The organism is Staphylococcus sp. GDY8P67P (assembly GCF_017892545.1).
GTDB classification, from domain to species: Bacteria; Bacillota; Bacilli; order Staphylococcales; family Staphylococcaceae; genus Staphylococcus; species Staphylococcus ureilyticus.
In genome coordinates, this window is the sequence record NZ_JAESLH010000020.1 from 43,668 (window position 1) to 60,797 (window position 17,130).

Consider the following 17,130-nt stretch of genomic DNA (forward strand, 5'->3'; position numbering starts at 1 on the left):
AGAATATAATGCGTGACTTAAAAAAGTTAAAAGTTGACGGTGAAAATCCGTTGTGGCATATGTATCGTTATATAAGCCGCGTCAAAATGTTTAAACAAACAGTAGTTGTTGAAGTTTGTCGCTACTTACCTAATGTGAAATTAAAGCATTGGATGTATCGCAATTTATTAAATATGAATATAGGTAGACATAGTGCATTTGCATTTAAAGTCGTACCTGATTTATTGCATCCTGAATATATCACGATTGGTGAAAACTGTGTCATAGGTTATAATACAACTATTTTGACGCATGAGTTTTTAGTGGATGAATTTCGTACAGGGCATGTTGATATTGGAAATCATACGTTAATCGGAGCCAATGTAACCATTTTACCTGGTGTGAAAATTGGGGATTATGTGAAGGTTGGTGCCGGTACTGTAGTATCTAGAGATATCCCTAATCACACATTGGCGTACGGAAATCCAATGCAACTGAAACAATGACTAAATACAGGAGGTGAACATGGATGGCGCAAAACAACAATAAAATTATTTCAATGAAGCTTGACAGTCCTTTTTATAGGAAATTAGCGGACCAAAAATATCAACAACAAGATTATAAAAAGGCAGCAGAATACTATGAAAAAGTGCTTGAAATGTCACCCCAGGAATTTGATGTTTTTGAAATTAAAGTAAAATTATCAGAGTGTCTCGCACATCTTGGTTATAACAATAGAGCAGAACATATTTTTTATGAAATGATTGCAAAGCAAGAATCAGTCATGGATAGTTACTATCAACTCAGTCAACTGAATATTACACTAAATGAAGCAAATAAAGCCTTTTTATTTGGAATGAATTACGTCATTTTAGCAGAAGATGATGATTACCAAGAAGAGCTAGAAGAAATGTTTGAAGTTACTTATAACTCAGAAGAAAAGATAGAGATTGAATGTCAATTATTTGCTGTTCAACTCATTTTTCAATATTTATTCTCACAAGGTAGACTACCTGAAGCAAGAAATTTTATTTTGAATCAAAATGAAGCGATTCAAGATCATCGAGTGGTTAGAAATTTATTAGCTATGTGTTACCTTTATCTCAATGAATATGATACTGCTAAAGTAATGTTTGAACGTTTGCTTAATGAGGACAATACTGATGTACATGCGCTTTGCCATTACACATTATTATTGTATAACACTAATGAACAAGAAAAGTATCAACGGTATTTAAATATTTTAAGTAAAGTTGTACCTATGAATGATGATGAATCATTCAAATTAGGTATTGTCCTATGTTATTTAAAACAATATGAAGCTTCCCAAAAATTGTTACAACCTCTTTATAGAAAAGGGAAATTTCTTTCTATACAAATGTATAATGCGTTGAGCCATAATCATTATCATCTCAATCATATTGAAGATAGCAAATTTTTTTGGTCCAAGTTACAAGAAATATCTAAGGTAGATGTAGGTTATGCACCTTGGGTCATTGAACAAAGCAAGTCGTACTTTAACGAGCAAGTGTTACCACTATTATTAAGTGATGATAGTCATCATAGGTTATACGGGATTTTCTTGTTAAATCAATTAAAGGGTCGTGAAGTACTACTCACACAAGATATATGGGCTGTCTTAGAAGATATGAATGATTATGAAAAACTATATTTAACTTATCTTATACAAGGTTTACAGTTAAATAAGTTAGATTTCATTCATAGAGGCATGTTAATGTTGTATAATATTGAATATTTGAAAAATAACGCAGAATTATTTATTGTATGGATTGATAAAGCAGAGGCAATTATAGCAGAACAAGCAGATTTAACATATGTAGATGATTATGTGGCAGCTTTTGTTTATATGTATTATCGTAGTATGGATGCTAAGATTACGAAGCAACAAGTATTGGAATGGTTTGATATAACAGCTTATCGTTTGAATAAAACGATAGATTATTTGGTAAGCATATAATTTTATGAAATGCAAGAAATCGTATATAATGCGTATAATGAATTAATAAACAGGAGGCAATTTAAATGGCTGAACAAGTGGATTTTGATGTTGCAATTGTAGGCGCAGGACCAGCTGGTATGACTGCTGCCGTATATGCATCGCGTGCAAACTTAAGTACTGTAATGATTGAACGTGGTATGCCAGGTGGACAAATGGCAAATACAGAAGAAGTTGAAAATTTCCCAGGTTTTGAAATGATAACAGGACCAGATTTATCAACTAAAATGTTTGAACATGCTAAAAAATTTGGTGCAAAATATCAATATGGTGATATCAAATCAATAGAAGATAAAGGTCAATACAAAGTTATAAATCTTGGAAACAGTGAAATTACTGCACGAGCTGTGATTATATCTACTGGTGCTGAATATAAAAAAATTGGTGTGCCAGGTGAACAAGAATTAGGCGGTCGCGGTGTAAGTTATTGTGCAGTATGTGATGGTGCATTCTTCAAAAACAAAAAATTATTTGTCATCGGTGGTGGAGATTCAGCAGTTGAGGAAGGTACATTCCTTACAAAATTTGCTGATAGTGTAACAATCGTACACCGTAGAGATGAACTACGTGCGCAAAAAATCTTACAAGATCGTGCATTTAAAAACGATAAAATCGATTTTATTTGGAGCCATACTCTAAAAACAATCAATGAAAAAGACGGCAAAGTTGGTTCAGTTACTTTAGAATCTACTAAAGATGGTGCTGAACAAACATTAGATGCTGATGGTGTTTTCGTATACATTGGTATGAAACCACTAACAGCACCATTTGAAAATTTAGGCATTACAAATGAAGTAGGTTATATTGTTACTAATGAAGATATGAGTACGAAAATACCAGGCGTATATGCTGCTGGTGACGTACGTGCAAAAGGTCTACGTCAAATCGTAACTGCAACAGGCGATGGCAGTATTGCAGCACAAAGTGCAATTTCATATATTGAAGAATTAAAAGATGTTATAGAAGCATAGGCATAAACGCGTTATTTACTGTAATTAATTAAATAATAACGAGATTCAGACAGAGCTAGAATGTACCAACCTTACACGAATCATGTAGGTTGAGCATTCTAGCTTTTTTACATAATCGCATTTTAAGGTTGAAGTATTCGCTAGTTATGCGTTTTAGTTTTTTTATGCAGATGTATGCGTGATGATTTTTAAAACGTCGTAAAGAGATGCTGCTTTTCATAAATGATGTGAATCGAAAAAGAGATAAAGGTCCTTTAACATTTTTGGCAACAACTTTGTTACTTTTAAGTCAGTCTGCAATAGCAGTTAAGGTGAATTAAGTGATAAAACTACTACCAAAGTCGTTTTTCATGTAAAATATAATGTGATAGCATAGTGGTCATAAACTGACTAAGTTAAAACGATTGCGTATATGGATAAAAAATTCCAATATTATAAATGGAATATTAAAAATAATCTTTGGATGGTGTAAAGCAATGCAACGAGAAGAAAAAGAAGTGACTAAAAGTGAATTATTAGTTGTGACTGGTTTGTCTGGCGCAGGTAAGTCGGTTGTAATTCAAAGTTTAGAAGATATCGGTTATTTTTGTGTAGATAATTTACCTCCAATACTATTGCCGAAGTTTGTAGAATTAATGGGTCAAGGAAATCCTTCGTTGCAAAAGGTTGCCATTGCCATTGATTTAAGAGGGAAAGAACTTTTCAAATCATTGATTAAAGAAATCGATCAAATCAAAAGCAACTCAGACATTATCGTTGATATGATGTTCCTAGAAGCATCCAACGAAAAGTTGATTTCGCGTTATAAAGAGACGCGACGTGCACATCCATTAAACGAACAAGGCCAGCGCTCATTAATTGAAGCAATTGAAGAAGAACGCAGCTTACTCGCTGAAATTCAAAGTTTAGCAAATTATACGATTGATACATCATTTATGAAACCTAAAGAGCTTCGTAAGCGCATTGGAGATTACTTTAATCAAAGTAATTATCAAACATTTAATATCAATGTAACAAGTTTTGGGTTTAAACATGGTATTCAAATGGATGCAGATTTAGTGTTTGATGTGAGATTTTTGCCAAATCCGCATTATGTAGATGAACTCAGACCATTAACTGGTGAAGACGAAGCAGTATATAATTACGTTATGAAATGGAAAGCAACAAATATTTTTTATGAGAAATTAATGGATTTATTAAAATTTATGATTCCAGGTTATAAAAAAGAAGGTAAATCACAACTTGTGATAGCGATTGGTTGTACTGGAGGCCAGCATCGTTCTGTAGCTTTAGCAAAACGTATTGGTGCAGAGCTTAATGAAAATTTTGACTATAATGTATATGTGCATCATAGAGATGCTCAAATTGAAAGTGGCGTGAAACGAAAAAATGAAAAGAATTAAACTTGTACTTATTGGCGGTGGTACAGGTTTATCTGTTTTAGCACGTGGTTTAAAAGACTTCCCGATAGATATTACGACTATTGTCACAGTTGCTGATGATGGAGGTAGTACGGGGAAAATCAGAAATGAAATGGATATTCCTGCACCAGGTGACATACGAAATGTAATTTCAGCACTCAGTGATTCTGAATCAACAATTGAAAGATTGTTTCAATATCGTTTTAAAGAAAATCAAGTTGAAGGTCATTCTTTAGGCAACTTATTGATAGCTGCATTAACGAATATGAATGATGATTTTGGCCATGCAGTAAAAGAATTAAGTAAAATTTTAAATATAAGAGGTCGTGTGATACCATCTACAAATTCTAGTGTACGCTTAAATGCAGTGATGGAAGATGGCGAAATTGTTTATGGTGAATCAAAAATTCCTAAAAAAAATAAAAAAATCGAACGTGTATTTTTAGAACCAGAAAATGTAGAACCTATGGAAGAAGCGGTTGAAGCGATAGAGGATGCAGACTTAATCGTTTTAGGACCAGGTTCGTTATATACAAGTGTAATCTCAAATTTATGCGTTAAAGGTATTGCGGATTCGTTATTAAATTGTGATGCGCCTAAGCTATATGTATCAAATGTTATGACACAACCTGGTGAGACCAATCATTACACTGCCTTAGATCATGTCGAAGCAATACATAATCACATGGGTCGTCAATGTATAAACTATGCTATATGTAGTACCCAAACTTTTAACACTGATGTCTTACAACGTTATAAAGAAGATGGGGCGGTTCCAGTTAAATGCAATATGAGTGATATGGAAGCACAAAACATCAAAGTTTTTACGCACGAAAACTTGGTGGAAGTATCACAAGAAAATTATGTTCGACACAATACAGAGGTCTTGTCTAAAATGATTTACGAGATCGCTATGAGAGAGACAGAAACGATTGAATTTAAACGAGATAAATAAAATCGTAAAAAAACTAAGTATTAAACTTAGATAAGAAGGGGCTGAAGATGTATGAGCTTTGCATCAGAAATGAAAAATGAACTGACTAGAATAGAAGTAGATGAAACAAATGCAAAAGCAGAGCTCAGTGCGCTTATACGGATGAATGGTGCACTCAGTCTTTCCAATCAACAATTTGTGATTAATGTTCAAACTGAAAATGCTACGACAGCAAGACGGATATATTCCTTAATAAAAAAAGTGTTTAATGTTGAAGTAGAGCTACTTGTAAGAAAAAAAATGAAATTAAAAAAGAACAATATTTATATTTGTAGAATTAAGGCACGTGCTAAAGAAATTTTAGATGAATTAGGTATATTGAAAAATGGTGTCTTTACGCATGAAATAGATGAAGCGATGATTCGTGAAGATGAAATGAAAAGAAGTTATCTACGAGGTGCTTTTCTTGCGGGTGGATCAGTGAATAATCCAGAAACATCTTCTTATCATTTAGAAATATTTTCATTGTATGAAGACCATTCCGAAGGTGTTACGAATTTAATGAATGAATATGAACTCAATGCTAAACATCTAGAACGAAAAAAAGGAAGCATTGCTTATTTAAAAGAAGCTGAAAAAATTTCTGATTTCTTGAGTTTAATCGGTGGCTATCAGGCATTACTTAAATTTGAAGATGTGCGTATTGTTAGAGATATGAGAAATTCCGTAAATCGATTGGTCAATTGTGAAACGGCGAATTTAAATAAAACCGTTAGTGCAGCGATGAAGCAGGTCGAAAGCATTCAACTAATCGACCAAGAAATTGGTTTAGATAATCTTCCTGATCGATTACGGGAAATAGCGAAGTTACGCATAGAGCATCAAGAAATTTCTCTGAAAGAATTAGGCGAAATGATGTCTACAGGTACAATTTCTAAATCCGGTGTCAATCATCGTTTAAGAAAATTAAACCAAATGGCTGATAAAATTCGGAGTGGTGAAACAATTGAACTTTAATCATTTGTCTGTAAAAGAAAATGGTGCTTATTACCAATGTTAAAACTAATTTTAAAAATATATTAAAATGTTATTGAAAAAAACTGCGTTTTGATATTATAATATGCTAATTAGATTTATATATGACGCCTCATATGAGGTGTCTTTTTTAATATGATTCAAACGGAGTTGTATTTTCTGAAGCATCAACTTACTTTGTTGACACCAAATAGATTATGACGATTAAGCGTATGCTATTGCAGTCTAAGGTTAGGTACAGCTAAGTATCATATTTAGTACAGGTTATGGCAGATAGTCTGTGACATGATTAAAATTTAAATGAAATAGAATGGGAGTGAATCAATGACAGCATTAATAAAAAATCATTATAAAAGTATCATCTTATGTTTAATTGGAACGTTTATCAACGCTATAGGTGTAAATTGCTTTTTACTTGGATCGAATTTGGGTGATGGCGGTACGGTAGGTATTGCGCTAGCCTTAAAATACACTTTGGGATTTTCTCCAGCTTGGTCTTCTTTGATTATTAATACCATAGTCGTTTTTATCGGCTGGAAGTATTTAAGTAAAACAATCGCTGTTTATACCGTTATTTCAAACACGGCACTCTCATTCTTTTTACGAGTAACTGAAAATATTAATTTAGGGATAGATGATTTTGTTATAAATTCTGTATTTGGTGGTGCAATTATAGGAATAGGTGCTGGACTTGTAATTTCTACAGGGAGTACCCTTGGAGGCACATCTGTAATTGCTAAAATTATAAGTAAATACTCAGAAATGAAGACATCACAAGGTATTTTTATTCTAGATGGCATTGTCGTCTTATCATTCTTGATGGTGTTACCATTAAAGAATGTCTTGTTTACGATTATTATGCTATTCATTACTGAAAGAGCGACTTCATTTATAATTGAAGGCTTTAATCCTAAAAAAGGCGTTACAATCATATCTAATAAAAATGAAATCATCAGTGACAAAATTAATTCCTTTACTGGTCGGGGCTCAACTTTATTAAATGGAAAAGGTGGTTATGCAAAAACGGAAACAACGATGTTATATGTTGTTGTGCCGCAATCTCAGGTGACAAGAGTGAAAAAATTAGTCAATGAAGTAGATGAAAATGCCTTTTTAGTTATTCATGATGTGCGAGATGTCTTAGGCAGCACGTTTATCAATGTAAAGTAATAGTGTTATGCTTAAGTTATTAAATATTGATAAATAAATACAAAATCATTTTCACAAAATCTTAAACGCTTAAATGTTGAAATTTAAGCGTTTTGAATAACAGCGAGTTTCAAATCTACTGGTTTGGTATTTTTCATGGTGTGAAAATAAAAAAAGACTTTCATCAACGGATAGTAAATGTCAATGAAAGCCCGAAAACTTCAATGTTCAGTTTGATGGTTTTAAGGAAGATTATCCAAAATATCCCCTCGAAGGGCATATTATAAAGTTATTAAACGCTGTTATATAGGTTTTTGTTTTGTGATTTGGGGACTATTTGGGGACTGGGATATAAATTATAATAAAAAACCACCTAATATTTATTATTAAGTGGCTTAAATAGTTTCTAATAATTTCATCGCTTTTTCATCTTCACGCTCGTAAGTTTCTTGAAGTAAGTGGGAGTAAATGGATTGTGTTGTGGCTGGGTTGGAATGTCCTAAATGTTTTGATATATATAGTATTGAAAAGCCATGATGTATGAGTATAGAACAGAAACTGTGTCTTAGCGAGTGAATAGTTATCTCTTTTATATTTAGATTAGCACATGCTTTTCTCAGTACTTTGTTTACAGCAGCATTAGTTATCGTTTTACCATCAACAGTAAAGATGTAACCACTGATATTAGTAGGTCGTGAATCAATAAATGATTGAATGCGTTTCATAGTTACTGCATCAATACTTATTATTCTGTCTGATGTTTCGGTTTTGGTACCTCTTAAATGAATTTTATTATTTTTAATATCCAGATCTTCACGTTTCAATTTAGCAATTTCTGAAAATCTACCACCTGTTGCAAGTGCTACTAATAGCACAAGTGATGAGGTGGTATTTTTTTGTTCAAAATAATGTTTAAGTTTTTTGAATTCAGATTCATTAATAAATTTCATTTCTTCTGTTTTGGCTGGAATAGATGCGTGTAATTCTGCTTTGTATGTAGGGTTTTTAATAACATAACCTTCATGTATAGCATCATCGAATGCATTACGTATATAACTATTTAACTTTCTAATCGTTTCATAACTGTGCGTTAAACCGTACTCATTGAGAAACTTTTGATATTCAGTACGTTTAATATCTTTTAATAACTTGTGTCTAAAATGCTCCTTAATATGCTTGTATGCAGATTCATAATGTCTTTTAGTTGATTCTGATACGTGTGGTAGTTTATTAACTTCATACCATTGATAAAAATAATCTGCAAATGTTATATCATTACTTACAGCATAACCATTTCTCATTTTATATTCTAAATCTTCTGCAATTCGTTTAGCTTCTTGTTTAGTACGATAACCACCTTTTTGAACTTTTTTACGGTTACCTTCATCGTCTACATATGAGATAGAATATCTCCATGTTTTACCTCGCTTTTCAATGTATGCCACTTAATCACCTCGATTTTGTTCTGACAAATATTGTTTCAATTCATTTATTGTAGTCATTCTTACTAGACGTTGTAATTTTAAAGCATCTTGTTGTTCTACTGCTTGGTTAATTGCTGAATAGTAATTATCTTCATAGAAAACGTCTCTATTTTGGTTAATCATACCTAATTGACTTATCAAACTATTTCTATCGTCAATATTCTTGTTTAACAAATCGAATATCAATGTATATTCATGTGAGTGCGAAATAAGGACGTTTTCATCTTTTTCTCTAGATATTTTAGTTCTTTCGTTTAATAATCCTTCTTTAAATATATTTATTATATTTCTCAATCTATCACGCTCATGATCTTTTAAAATAAGAAGTTCTTTTTCTGTTTCGTTGTTATCTAAGAGTATATTAACGTCAGTTCTTCCTAAAAATAGTTCAAATCGTTCTTGATTTAATAGCCATTCCAAATCAAAGTATGGGTATTCAACAGAATTAATTTTAGAATTTTTTTTGTCAATTCTAACAAAATTATCTGTGAATTTTTTATTAGGTAAACCTTTATCTAAATTTGCCTGTTTCATATTAGCAAATTGATTAAATTCTTTTTCAGCATTCTCTAAATTATATGAGGCTAAAGTTAGAAATCTTGAATAAAGGTTTTCTTTATTTTCTGGATCTAATGAATATGCTAAAGATAACAGCCTTTCTTTTTTAGGTAAACTGACAGAATTATTTTCAATTTTTGAAATATATGATTCCGATATACCCGATTTATTTGCTAATTCTTTCATTGTAAACCCTTTTTCTTTCCTTTGTTCTTTTAACAAACTGTTCAATGACATGGTTTCACTCCTTTAATAATAATTAATACAGTTATCATTTTACATTTATTTTCAAGTTTTTCAAGATTAATACTTGCAATTTTAAAATAAGCGATTATAATAAGGGTATATTCAAGTTTTGACATTAGCAAAAATTGAATTAAAAAAGAGGGGGGTTACTTATGAAAGATATTAACACTTTTAAAATTAAACAGTTACTAGTTAATAACAATATGAGTATTAAAGAACTAGCAAAAGAAACACCAGTTAATTATTCGTATTTGTTAGAGATTTTAAATCATAAAAAAAAGCCATCAATAATGCTAGTAATGAAAATTGCTAAAGCACTTAATGTTGAAATAGATCAAATTTCCAATATCAGTATTAAGGAGGAAGTTAGATGATTAAACAGTTTTTTGACGGTAAAGAAATTCGTTTTATTGAAAAAGACGGGGAGTATTGGGCAATAGCAGGTGATGTTGCAAAAGCATTAGGGTATTCACACACACCACATATGACTAGATTATTAGATGTGTCAGAAAAGGCTGTCCATAATGTGGACACCCTTAAAGGTAAGCAAAAAGCTGTAATTATTTCAGAAGTAGGTATTTACGAAGCTATTTGGAATAGTAGACGTGATGAAGCTGATGAGTTTAAGAAATGGGTTAAGCAAGTTATTAAAGAGTTAAGACAATCAATCGGATTAAAGCAACATGAAGTATTTCATTTAATGGATAAGCAGCATCAACGAAAAGCTATGGACGTTTTGCAAAAAGGTTTATCTAATCCCAATAAGATTAGTTATATTAAATGTCAAACTGTAGTTAATAAATGTGTTTCAACATTGTTTGGTTATGATAAAGCCTTAAAAAAAGAACAAATGAGTGAGGATATGTTAATTATTCGTCAACAAATTTTAGATGATACAGTCGATTTAATGACTTCTATTAACAAATTTGGTTTAGATATTTCAGTCAGTAAAACTATCTACAATAAATATTTAAATACACAAGCTACTGCTTAATAAGGAGGTGAAAATAATGCAAGAACAACTACAAGAAAATGAAGGTATTGTAATTATTAATGAACCTAAACTTGTGTGGTCATTTAAAGATTTACAGTCACACATGCAATTATCAAGGAATTCAGTTATGAAAAAACTTTTGCTTAATCCGAGATTTAAAAAGGACATTGAAAAGTATGTACATGAACCTAAATCACAATCAGATCATTACAAGTTTTTAGCAGAACCAATGAAAGAATATATTAAGAAGAATTTTAACGAAATATATAATTCCTAGGAGGGATTAAATGAAAAACTACGTAATACTACTCACATTACTTACAGTATTTACCTTATTACTAGCATTAGCGATTAACGATGTGTTTGTACCATTAGCTTTATATATTATAGGTGCAGTCGTAGCAATACCGTTGAAAGATAAAATTATTATAGGAGTGAATTAAGATGACAAAAGATGAATATATCGAGCAAACAGAAAAATCTCATCATATTTTAGGTCAAAGTGACTATGCGAATGAACTAATGAAATGGTTAATCGATTACTGCAATTCAAAACCACTTGATGAAGAAATCAGCGAAGATTTGGGAGAACTACTATTCAATTTAAATAATAAATTATTGATTGATTTAAATGATTTAAAAATGCAGATGACAAATATTAGAAAAGGGAGTAAATAACATGAATTTTGAAATGGATAATATAGGTACACAACTAGAATTATTGAAGGAAAATTTTGAAGATATGAAAGAAGCGCAAGGTTGGTTTGACGATGAGTGTTTACCGTATGACCGTAATTACCTTATAACTAAAGATGAAGCTCTTTCATATGCTCGTTCTTATCACGAACATCGTATTCACAGTAAACAGATGTTTGACCTATTGAGATTGTATATAAACGAATTTGAAACGATTATTAAAGAGTTTAGAGAATTAGAAAAAGCGTCCCGTGAGAACTTTGGCGAGGAATCACGAAACGCATAGAACGGATATTTAAGAAAAATATCTACTTAAAATACTAACATATATGAAAGGTTGATTGTATGGACGAAACAACACTTTATAAACAACATTTTGAATTTCATTCAAATTTAGATTATATCAATACAACAAGTTTATCAAGAATCAAGGAGATTAGTAAGCGAATAAATTTCGCTTCTATCTCTAGTGATAAACAAGTCTTTAATAATAAAGGTAATTTATATCATCGTGAAAAGCATGATATCGGTGATTACATTAATAACCTTACTTTAGATTATATCATAATTCCTAAAGAAATTGGAGTTATTTATGGAATTGTAAATACTAAAATTACAGAAAATGATAATGGTGAAGAGGAAAAGAAGGCAAGTTTCAAAGCAGATGCGTTCAACAATTATGCGAGATTTATTGCAGATCTCATATCAGATAAAGTGATTTATTCAGATGAATTAGATGCATTTTTAATAGTCAAAAGTAACACATATGAAGTAATAGACGACACAAATTTTGCCTTAAATTATCCAGTCGATAATAAGCATCAGATAAACGATTTTTTAGATGTGATGCTTGAAATGTACCGTGAACACCTAAATGTAGAACATGGTTACAATATCCTCCCTTATACCATCGCAGGTAATGATTGGATATACGATTGTAAAAACTTAGAGTTTAGGAAGAAAACACTTAATTCAGATGAATTATACGCTAAAAAATACGAGGTTAATGCGTCAGAGATTGATACAGACACACCTAAACGCTTCTATAATCTAGTTACCGAAAGTGATAAGAGTAAAAATAATTTAATGTTAGTACATGCTTATGCTATGTATCGCAAAATGAATCTCATACAAGCAGAAAAATGGTTTTTAATGAAAGACTTCGGACGTTCAGGTAAAGGGTTATTCATGACAACATTTGATGAATTGTTACAAGTTAATAAAGTAAACTTTGACAGCTTAATTTCAGGTGGATTTGAAGCATCTAACGAATGGATGAATTTTTACGGTGCAGATATTGCACATGCCAACGAAACAGGTGAAATCACAAAAAATATGATGCGTATATTAAGAAAAATTGCGACTGGTGAAGTGATTTCGGGTCGTGGCATTGGTAGAAACGCATTCACATTCAAAAATAAATCCTTATTAGTTCTAGATACAAATGAAAGTGTTGATACAGGGGAAATTACAGCAAACACGACACGTACAATTAAGATTTCACTTAAAGATAGACCACTTAACGAAACAGATGAAGAACGTTATCAAATATTCAAGCCATATTGGGATTTCGTGCAACCAAACGGTAAAAAGTCAGTAGCAGCTGCAGTTTCATTCTTGATTGCAAGTTTAGAATATCTGAAAGAAATTGGCCAAGAATTTAATTTTAATGATGTGACACTTAAACACTACTTTAGTGAAGATGAATTGACTGAAACACAAGTTTCTTTATTGAAAGCATTATCTAGGCAAAATTTCATATTTGCTGGTGATGAAACATTACAAAAGTTAATTGAACAAGATTATAAAAGTTTACGCTACAAACAAGCTAAAGATGACATGAAAAAAATTGGTATCAGTCTTAATAATCAAAAAAAGATAGATGGTGTAAATACAAGGATTCATGAAGTAGGCAACACAGAACTATTCAATATGGCGTTAAATTTAATCAATAATAAGCGTTACCGTAACTCTTAGGTAACTCTTATAGTAACTCTTAAAACGTTGCAATAACAGTCGGTAACTCTTGTAACGCTAATTTCTATATCGTTTTTTATAAATGAAATTATCTTTTACTACTATAGAGAAAATAAGGGTTACAAGCGTTACCGTAACTCTTAATTAGGAGGTATTCAATGACAGGTTATCATGTAGCAAAATATTTATTAAAAAAGAATATACAAGTTATACCTTTAAATCAATATAAGAAACCTAGTGTTACTTTTGCAGATATTGATGTTACTGATGAGTTCATTGAATATCATTCAAGTTTGTATCATCAAACACATGTATTAGGTGTGCTTACACGTGGTCTATGGTGTATCGATATTGATGTAGATCATCAAGAAGGTAGTAACGGATTAGAAAGTTTAAAAATGATACCTTTTTATGCCGAAGTTGTAGCTAATGCACAAAATACTTTAGTACAAACAACGCCTAGTGGTGGCAAGCATATAATATTCAAAAAAAGGGTTGGTATTGAATATGGTCAGAAAATAGATTATTTACCATCAGTAGATATAAAGGCACATGATAATAATTATTTTGTGTTAGCAAATAGTCAAACAAAAAAAGGGATTTATAAACACAATAAAAAAGATGTAACAGAATATAATGGAGAATTTGAAAATCGCATTTTTTCTAAACGTGGTAATTACACCCAACAAGTGTTAGAGCCGTATTCTATGAAACAAGTGCTATCAGACCACAATTTTGACCATTTAGGTGCTGGTAAAGGTGGATTAGGTAAACAAGCATATCAACGTATTGTAAATGGTGAAAGCGAATATAGGAATAATGATTTATATAAAGCAGCAAGCTATGCGAAGCAATGTAACATCGACATTGAACCGTTGCGTATATTGATTGGGGATAATAAAAATGGTGACGTTTTCGATGAGAGAAGTTGGGAGGCTACTGTAAGAAGTGCAGGCTACTAATATTGAAATAAATTATGATAAGCAAGCTAAAAAAATAGGGTTAATCGTTGGCATACCAGAAGAAATGTATTTCTGTTCAATAAGTAAAATATCGGCAGTTTATGTTGAATACATTGATGAAAAATGGGTGGTATGGCGTGAAAGTTATGTACCTAATACTAAAAGACGTACCAGTTATAAATTGATTGCTCATGGTGGCTTTGAATTAGTAATGGCACGTACTAAAAATTATTTGGGATATATTAAAAAGAATAGAGGATGAAGAAAATGAGCTATAAGCAACCATTCAAATTAAATAATAAGAAACTCAATATTAACGATATTAAGAATTTAGAAATTGCTAACAAACCCATTTGTCACATCTATAAAACGAAGGGCAAGTATCACTATTTAGAAATAGACTTTATAACATGTGATTGGTGTTTGTCGAGTTTAGGACAGGCAACGCTGCAATCAAGGTTAAACACTGAATCAATCTTCTTGTGGTTAAGAGGATACAATTTGAAACTCAATTATAACAGTGTAGGGCATATGACAATATATTTACGCGGTGATCACTTAGCGATTAATTATTTACTAGATGAAATTAATAAACTCACTGCAGATGCTAAATATTGGCAGAAATACAGAGATGGTAAACGTATGTTAGAAATTGATAGAAATAGTCACTATGTTATGCCGACACACCATATTAAAGGTAATACACAGAAAATAAGTTAAGGGAGTGTTTCCATGAATCACAGACGTATAGCACATCAAATTTTAGCACGTTTACCTACCCATGTGAACAATGTATCTGTTAGGTATATTGATTCACTGGTAAGGCAATATGCTAGAAATAAGAAAGACTTTAGTGCAATAAAGCGAATAATAAATCAAAAACGAAAGAAGGCATTTAATTATGGTAAAAACAGTACAAGACAATACAATCAATATCTTTGATAATCAAATTTATGATAAGGGTGTTAAGGCAAAAGAGGTTAAACAGAAGTACCATCAGCTAACAAATCGTATTAAACAGCTCAATAGTAAAATTACACATTATCAAAATAATGATGAATTTGCAGAAGCAACAAAATTAAAAAGTCTACAATCAGATTTAGAACAAGAATTAATCGAAGTCGACGAACAACTTAACTCATCAGATTATAAAGTAACTGAAGAAGAATTTGACCAGTTCTACAAGGCATACAACAAAGAAATGACAGAATTTAAGGATGAACATCAAAAACTAGCGAAAGAGATGCAGGATAAACTGCAAGATGTTGTGAAAGTGTATCGTAAAATGATTGAGAATAAAAATGAGGCTGGTCGTCGTATATCTCGTGAACGTTATGTTAAGCAAGAGAAGAACAATCCTAATGACATTCACAATAGATTTAATGGGCAAATGCTAGACCACGAAATTAATTTAGGTGATGGTGATAAATACAATGAACAAACAACGCCACGTGGTTATGCATGGAGAGTCGAACAAGCATTAGATACCGTTTCTCGTGATGAGTTCCAAAAATATCATTATGGCCAAAAACAATGGTAAGGATGTGAGTATATGCTAACAACAATCAAACAATCAGATAATAACGTTAAATATAATAAGCAAAAGAATCGAATTACAGTACAAGCACTTACGACTGATAAACCTGTAGAAATGGGAACGACCAAAACAGTAGATCCTAACTATCAGACTTTTAAACCGTATGAGTTGGATAACAATGTATTTCAAGTATTAAAGGACAATGACAGACTCTGTGTGATGTTAGATAACAATAAAGATGATAATATTCTTGCTTCTATCCATCGCGGCAATTTGACAGTTGTCGTCAATCAAGGATTATACGGATTGGCTATTGAGATAGATGATAGACCCATTATGCAAGAATTCATAAAGTTAGTGCAGCAGAACAAAGTTAAGAGTGTACAAATCTATACAGATGAAGTGACATCGATGAATAAGCTCATTGAAAAGATTGGTAAAATAAAAGCAATTTCTATTAATACTAGGTAATGTAAAGTGGTATTATGACGGCGTTCATGGTATAATATAGATATTAAAGATATACTAAATCTTTAATGTTGAGCGCTCAGTATTAAAGTCTAAATTAGCCATTGGGCATTTAACTCCTTGTTATTTTCATTAGTTCCCAGTTCTTCTGCACGTTGGTTTAGGCCATCACTATTAATTGGTGGTGGTCTTTTCTTATAAGTAGTGGGTGTGATGAAAGTATGGATATATTGAATGTGGCTGATATATAAGGAGATGCCAATATATTAAAGGTATAGTTATCAAGGGACTTCACAATAAAGGACACAGTGAATAAGCTACCTATGTTAAAGGTCGGGTTATTAAGCATACAGTTTATAAGGTCACTACTTTTAGTATGAGTATTAGATCCAACTAATGAGATAGTTCACATAGAAGTTTCATTGTGATTGTTCATCAACATTCAAAGAGAAGAAATGAATTGTAATTGATATTTGATTTCTAATTAAGAATGATTAATCCAATTAAGATAAATTGTTTAAGTTAATTCATTTGTTGAAATTCAATTGTTGATTGAGTTCAGAAGATAAATGATTTCATTTGTTGAATCAATTCAGTTAAGAAGTTCATTAAGAAAAGAAAGTAAATGTAAAAAGTAATTTCAGATTTGAATTACAAAAAAGTTTTAAAGAATTATTTTCAAAATAAAGTCAAGTCCAGACT

The 17,130-nt window shown here is 31.4% G+C and carries 22 protein-coding genes; 20 read left to right on the top strand and 2 right to left on the bottom strand.

Annotated elements, in window-relative coordinates; genetic code table 11:
* The first annotated feature begins 8 nt into the window (after positions 1 to 8).
* The 7 genes from KA833_RS07610 to KA833_RS07640 all read left to right on the top strand — a co-directional run bounded on the left by KA833_RS07610 (position 9) and on the right by KA833_RS07640 (position 7,527).
* Positions 9 to 485 carry an acyltransferase gene (locus tag KA833_RS07610; protein WP_046207436.1) on the top strand — a complete coding sequence of 159 codons (477 nt, stop codon included), beginning with the start codon at positions 9 to 11 and terminating at the stop codon, positions 483 to 485.
* A gap of 23 nt (positions 486 to 508) precedes the next feature.
* On the top strand, positions 509 to 1,957 hold the full coding sequence (locus KA833_RS07615) for a tetratricopeptide repeat protein (protein ID WP_046207437.1): 1,449 nt from the start codon (positions 509 to 511) through the stop codon (positions 1,955 to 1,957).
* A gap of 65 nt (positions 1,958 to 2,022) precedes the next feature.
* On the top strand, positions 2,023 to 2,967 hold the full coding sequence (gene trxB, locus KA833_RS07620) for a thioredoxin-disulfide reductase (protein WP_046207438.1): 945 nt from the start codon (positions 2,023 to 2,025) through the stop codon (positions 2,965 to 2,967).
* A 476-nt stretch (positions 2,968 to 3,443) separates the two neighbouring features.
* On the top strand, positions 3,444 to 4,370 hold the full coding sequence (gene rapZ, locus KA833_RS07625) for an RNase adapter RapZ (protein ID WP_046207439.1): 927 nt from the start codon (positions 3,444 to 3,446) through the stop codon (positions 4,368 to 4,370).
* Positions 4,357 to 5,343: a gluconeogenesis factor YvcK family protein gene (locus KA833_RS07630; protein ID WP_070039122.1), complete on the top strand. Its 987-nt coding sequence runs from the start codon at positions 4,357 to 4,359 to the stop codon at positions 5,341 to 5,343. The genes rapZ and KA833_RS07630 overlap by 14 nt, the downstream gene beginning before the upstream one ends.
* Positions 5,344 to 5,394: 51 nt before the next feature.
* On the top strand, positions 5,395 to 6,339 hold the full coding sequence (gene whiA, locus KA833_RS07635) for a DNA-binding protein WhiA (RefSeq protein WP_210128588.1): 945 nt from the start codon (positions 5,395 to 5,397) through the stop codon (positions 6,337 to 6,339).
* 342 nt (positions 6,340 to 6,681) lie between these two features.
* Positions 6,682 to 7,527: a YitT family protein gene (locus KA833_RS07640; RefSeq protein WP_046207442.1), complete on the top strand. Its 846-nt coding sequence runs from the start codon at positions 6,682 to 6,684 to the stop codon at positions 7,525 to 7,527.
* A 374-nt stretch (positions 7,528 to 7,901) separates the two neighbouring features.
* Here the strand turns inward: KA833_RS07640 and KA833_RS07645 are convergent, their stop codons facing one another.
* Both KA833_RS07645 and KA833_RS07650 read right to left on the bottom strand, forming a co-directional pair.
* Entirely contained in the window at positions 7,902 to 8,951 is a 1,050-nt protein-coding gene (locus KA833_RS07645; RefSeq protein WP_210128587.1) for a tyrosine-type recombinase/integrase, read from the bottom strand.
* Positions 8,952 to 9,785 (bottom strand): helix-turn-helix domain-containing protein, encoded by an 834-nt coding sequence (locus KA833_RS07650; protein WP_210128586.1) that lies wholly within the window; start codon positions 9,783 to 9,785, stop codon positions 8,952 to 8,954.
* Positions 9,786 to 9,946: 161 nt separating this feature from the next.
* On the opposite strand from KA833_RS07650, the gene KA833_RS07655 reads away from it, so the two are divergent.
* From KA833_RS07655 to KA833_RS07715, 13 genes are all read left to right on the top strand, one after another.
* A complete protein-coding gene (locus tag KA833_RS07655; protein ID WP_011303615.1) occupies positions 9,947 to 10,168 on the top strand; it encodes a helix-turn-helix domain-containing protein in 222 nt (73 codons plus the stop codon).
* Positions 10,165 to 10,788, top strand: coding sequence for a BRO-N domain-containing protein (locus KA833_RS07660; protein ID WP_210128585.1), 624 nt, complete (start codon positions 10,165 to 10,167; stop codon positions 10,786 to 10,788). The genes KA833_RS07655 and KA833_RS07660 overlap by 4 nt, the downstream gene beginning before the upstream one ends.
* 16 nt (positions 10,789 to 10,804) lie before the next feature.
* Entirely contained in the window at positions 10,805 to 11,065 is a 261-nt protein-coding gene (locus KA833_RS07665) for a DUF771 domain-containing protein (protein ID WP_210128584.1), read from the top strand.
* A gap of 10 nt (positions 11,066 to 11,075) precedes the next feature.
* Positions 11,076 to 11,231 carry a hypothetical protein gene (locus KA833_RS07670; protein ID WP_210128583.1) on the top strand — a complete coding sequence of 52 codons (156 nt, stop codon included), beginning with the start codon at positions 11,076 to 11,078 and terminating at the stop codon, positions 11,229 to 11,231.
* Between the two features lies 1 nt (position 11,232).
* Positions 11,233 to 11,466 (top strand): hypothetical protein, encoded by a 234-nt coding sequence (locus KA833_RS07675; protein ID WP_210128582.1) that lies wholly within the window; start codon positions 11,233 to 11,235, stop codon positions 11,464 to 11,466.
* Position 11,467: 1 nt separating this feature from the next.
* Positions 11,468 to 11,770: a type II toxin-antitoxin system toxin TscT gene (gene tscT / locus KA833_RS07680; protein ID WP_210128581.1), complete on the top strand. Its 303-nt coding sequence runs from the start codon at positions 11,468 to 11,470 to the stop codon at positions 11,768 to 11,770.
* 59 nt (positions 11,771 to 11,829) lie between these two features.
* Positions 11,830 to 13,461: a phage resistance protein gene (locus KA833_RS07685; protein WP_210128580.1), complete on the top strand. Its 1,632-nt coding sequence runs from the start codon at positions 11,830 to 11,832 to the stop codon at positions 13,459 to 13,461.
* 158 nt (positions 13,462 to 13,619) lie between these two features.
* Complete coding sequence (locus KA833_RS07690) at positions 13,620 to 14,423, top strand: bifunctional DNA primase/polymerase (protein WP_210128579.1); 804 nt, start codon at positions 13,620 to 13,622, stop codon at positions 14,421 to 14,423.
* Positions 14,410 to 14,685, top strand: coding sequence for a pathogenicity island protein (locus KA833_RS07695; RefSeq protein ID WP_210128578.1), 276 nt, complete (start codon positions 14,410 to 14,412; stop codon positions 14,683 to 14,685). Before KA833_RS07690 ends, KA833_RS07695 begins: the two co-directional genes overlap by 14 nt.
* A gap of 5 nt (positions 14,686 to 14,690) precedes the next feature.
* Positions 14,691 to 15,143, top strand: coding sequence for a hypothetical protein (locus KA833_RS07700; protein ID WP_210128577.1), 453 nt, complete (start codon positions 14,691 to 14,693; stop codon positions 15,141 to 15,143).
* Between the two features lie 12 nt (positions 15,144 to 15,155).
* A complete protein-coding gene (locus tag KA833_RS07705; protein WP_210122511.1) occupies positions 15,156 to 15,365 on the top strand; it encodes a hypothetical protein in 210 nt (69 codons plus the stop codon).
* On the top strand, positions 15,325 to 15,963 hold the full coding sequence (locus KA833_RS07710) for a hypothetical protein (protein WP_210128576.1): 639 nt from the start codon (positions 15,325 to 15,327) through the stop codon (positions 15,961 to 15,963). Before KA833_RS07705 ends, KA833_RS07710 begins: the two co-directional genes overlap by 41 nt.
* A gap of 12 nt (positions 15,964 to 15,975) precedes the next feature.
* Positions 15,976 to 16,431, top strand: a complete 456-nt coding sequence (locus KA833_RS07715) for a hypothetical protein (RefSeq protein ID WP_210128575.1) — start codon at positions 15,976 to 15,978, stop codon at positions 16,429 to 16,431.
* Positions 16,432 to 17,130 lie beyond the last annotated feature (699 nt).

Bases quoted from the DNA above. Each gene is read 5' to 3' on its own strand.
- tscT (WP_210128581.1), top strand. From the start codon at position 11,468: ATGAATTTTGAAATGGATAATATAGGTACACAACTAGAATTATTGAAG.
- KA833_RS07670 (WP_210128583.1), top strand. From the start codon at position 11,076: ATGAAAAACTACGTAATACTACTCACATTACTTACAGTATTTACCTTA.
- KA833_RS07660 (WP_210128585.1), top strand. From the start codon at position 10,165: ATGATTAAACAGTTTTTTGACGGTAAAGAAATTCGTTTTATTGAAAAA.
- KA833_RS07615 (WP_046207437.1), top strand. From the start codon at position 509: ATGGCGCAAAACAACAATAAAATTATTTCAATGAAGCTTGACAGTCCT.
- KA833_RS07710 (WP_210128576.1), top strand. From the start codon at position 15,325: ATGGTAAAAACAGTACAAGACAATACAATCAATATCTTTGATAATCAA.
- KA833_RS07610 (WP_046207436.1), top strand. From the start codon at position 9: ATGCGTGACTTAAAAAAGTTAAAAGTTGACGGTGAAAATCCGTTGTGG.
- KA833_RS07685 (WP_210128580.1), top strand. From the start codon at position 11,830: ATGGACGAAACAACACTTTATAAACAACATTTTGAATTTCATTCAAAT.
- KA833_RS07650 (WP_210128586.1), bottom strand. From the start codon at position 9,785: ATGTCATTGAACAGTTTGTTAAAAGAACAAAGGAAAGAAAAAGGGTTT.
- KA833_RS07690 (WP_210128579.1), top strand. From the start codon at position 13,620: ATGACAGGTTATCATGTAGCAAAATATTTATTAAAAAAGAATATACAA.
- KA833_RS07675 (WP_210128582.1), top strand. From the start codon at position 11,233: ATGACAAAAGATGAATATATCGAGCAAACAGAAAAATCTCATCATATT.
- KA833_RS07655 (WP_011303615.1), top strand. From the start codon at position 9,947: ATGAAAGATATTAACACTTTTAAAATTAAACAGTTACTAGTTAATAAC.
- whiA (WP_210128588.1), top strand. From the start codon at position 5,395: ATGAGCTTTGCATCAGAAATGAAAAATGAACTGACTAGAATAGAAGTA.
- KA833_RS07630 (WP_070039122.1), top strand. From the start codon at position 4,357: ATGAAAAGAATTAAACTTGTACTTATTGGCGGTGGTACAGGTTTATCT.
- KA833_RS07700 (WP_210128577.1), top strand. From the start codon at position 14,691: ATGAGCTATAAGCAACCATTCAAATTAAATAATAAGAAACTCAATATT.
- KA833_RS07705 (WP_210122511.1), top strand. From the start codon at position 15,156: ATGAATCACAGACGTATAGCACATCAAATTTTAGCACGTTTACCTACC.
- trxB (WP_046207438.1), top strand. From the start codon at position 2,023: ATGGCTGAACAAGTGGATTTTGATGTTGCAATTGTAGGCGCAGGACCA.
- KA833_RS07640 (WP_046207442.1), top strand. From the start codon at position 6,682: ATGACAGCATTAATAAAAAATCATTATAAAAGTATCATCTTATGTTTA.
- KA833_RS07665 (WP_210128584.1), top strand. From the start codon at position 10,805: ATGCAAGAACAACTACAAGAAAATGAAGGTATTGTAATTATTAATGAA.
- KA833_RS07715 (WP_210128575.1), top strand. From the start codon at position 15,976: ATGCTAACAACAATCAAACAATCAGATAATAACGTTAAATATAATAAG.
- rapZ (WP_046207439.1), top strand. From the start codon at position 3,444: ATGCAACGAGAAGAAAAAGAAGTGACTAAAAGTGAATTATTAGTTGTG.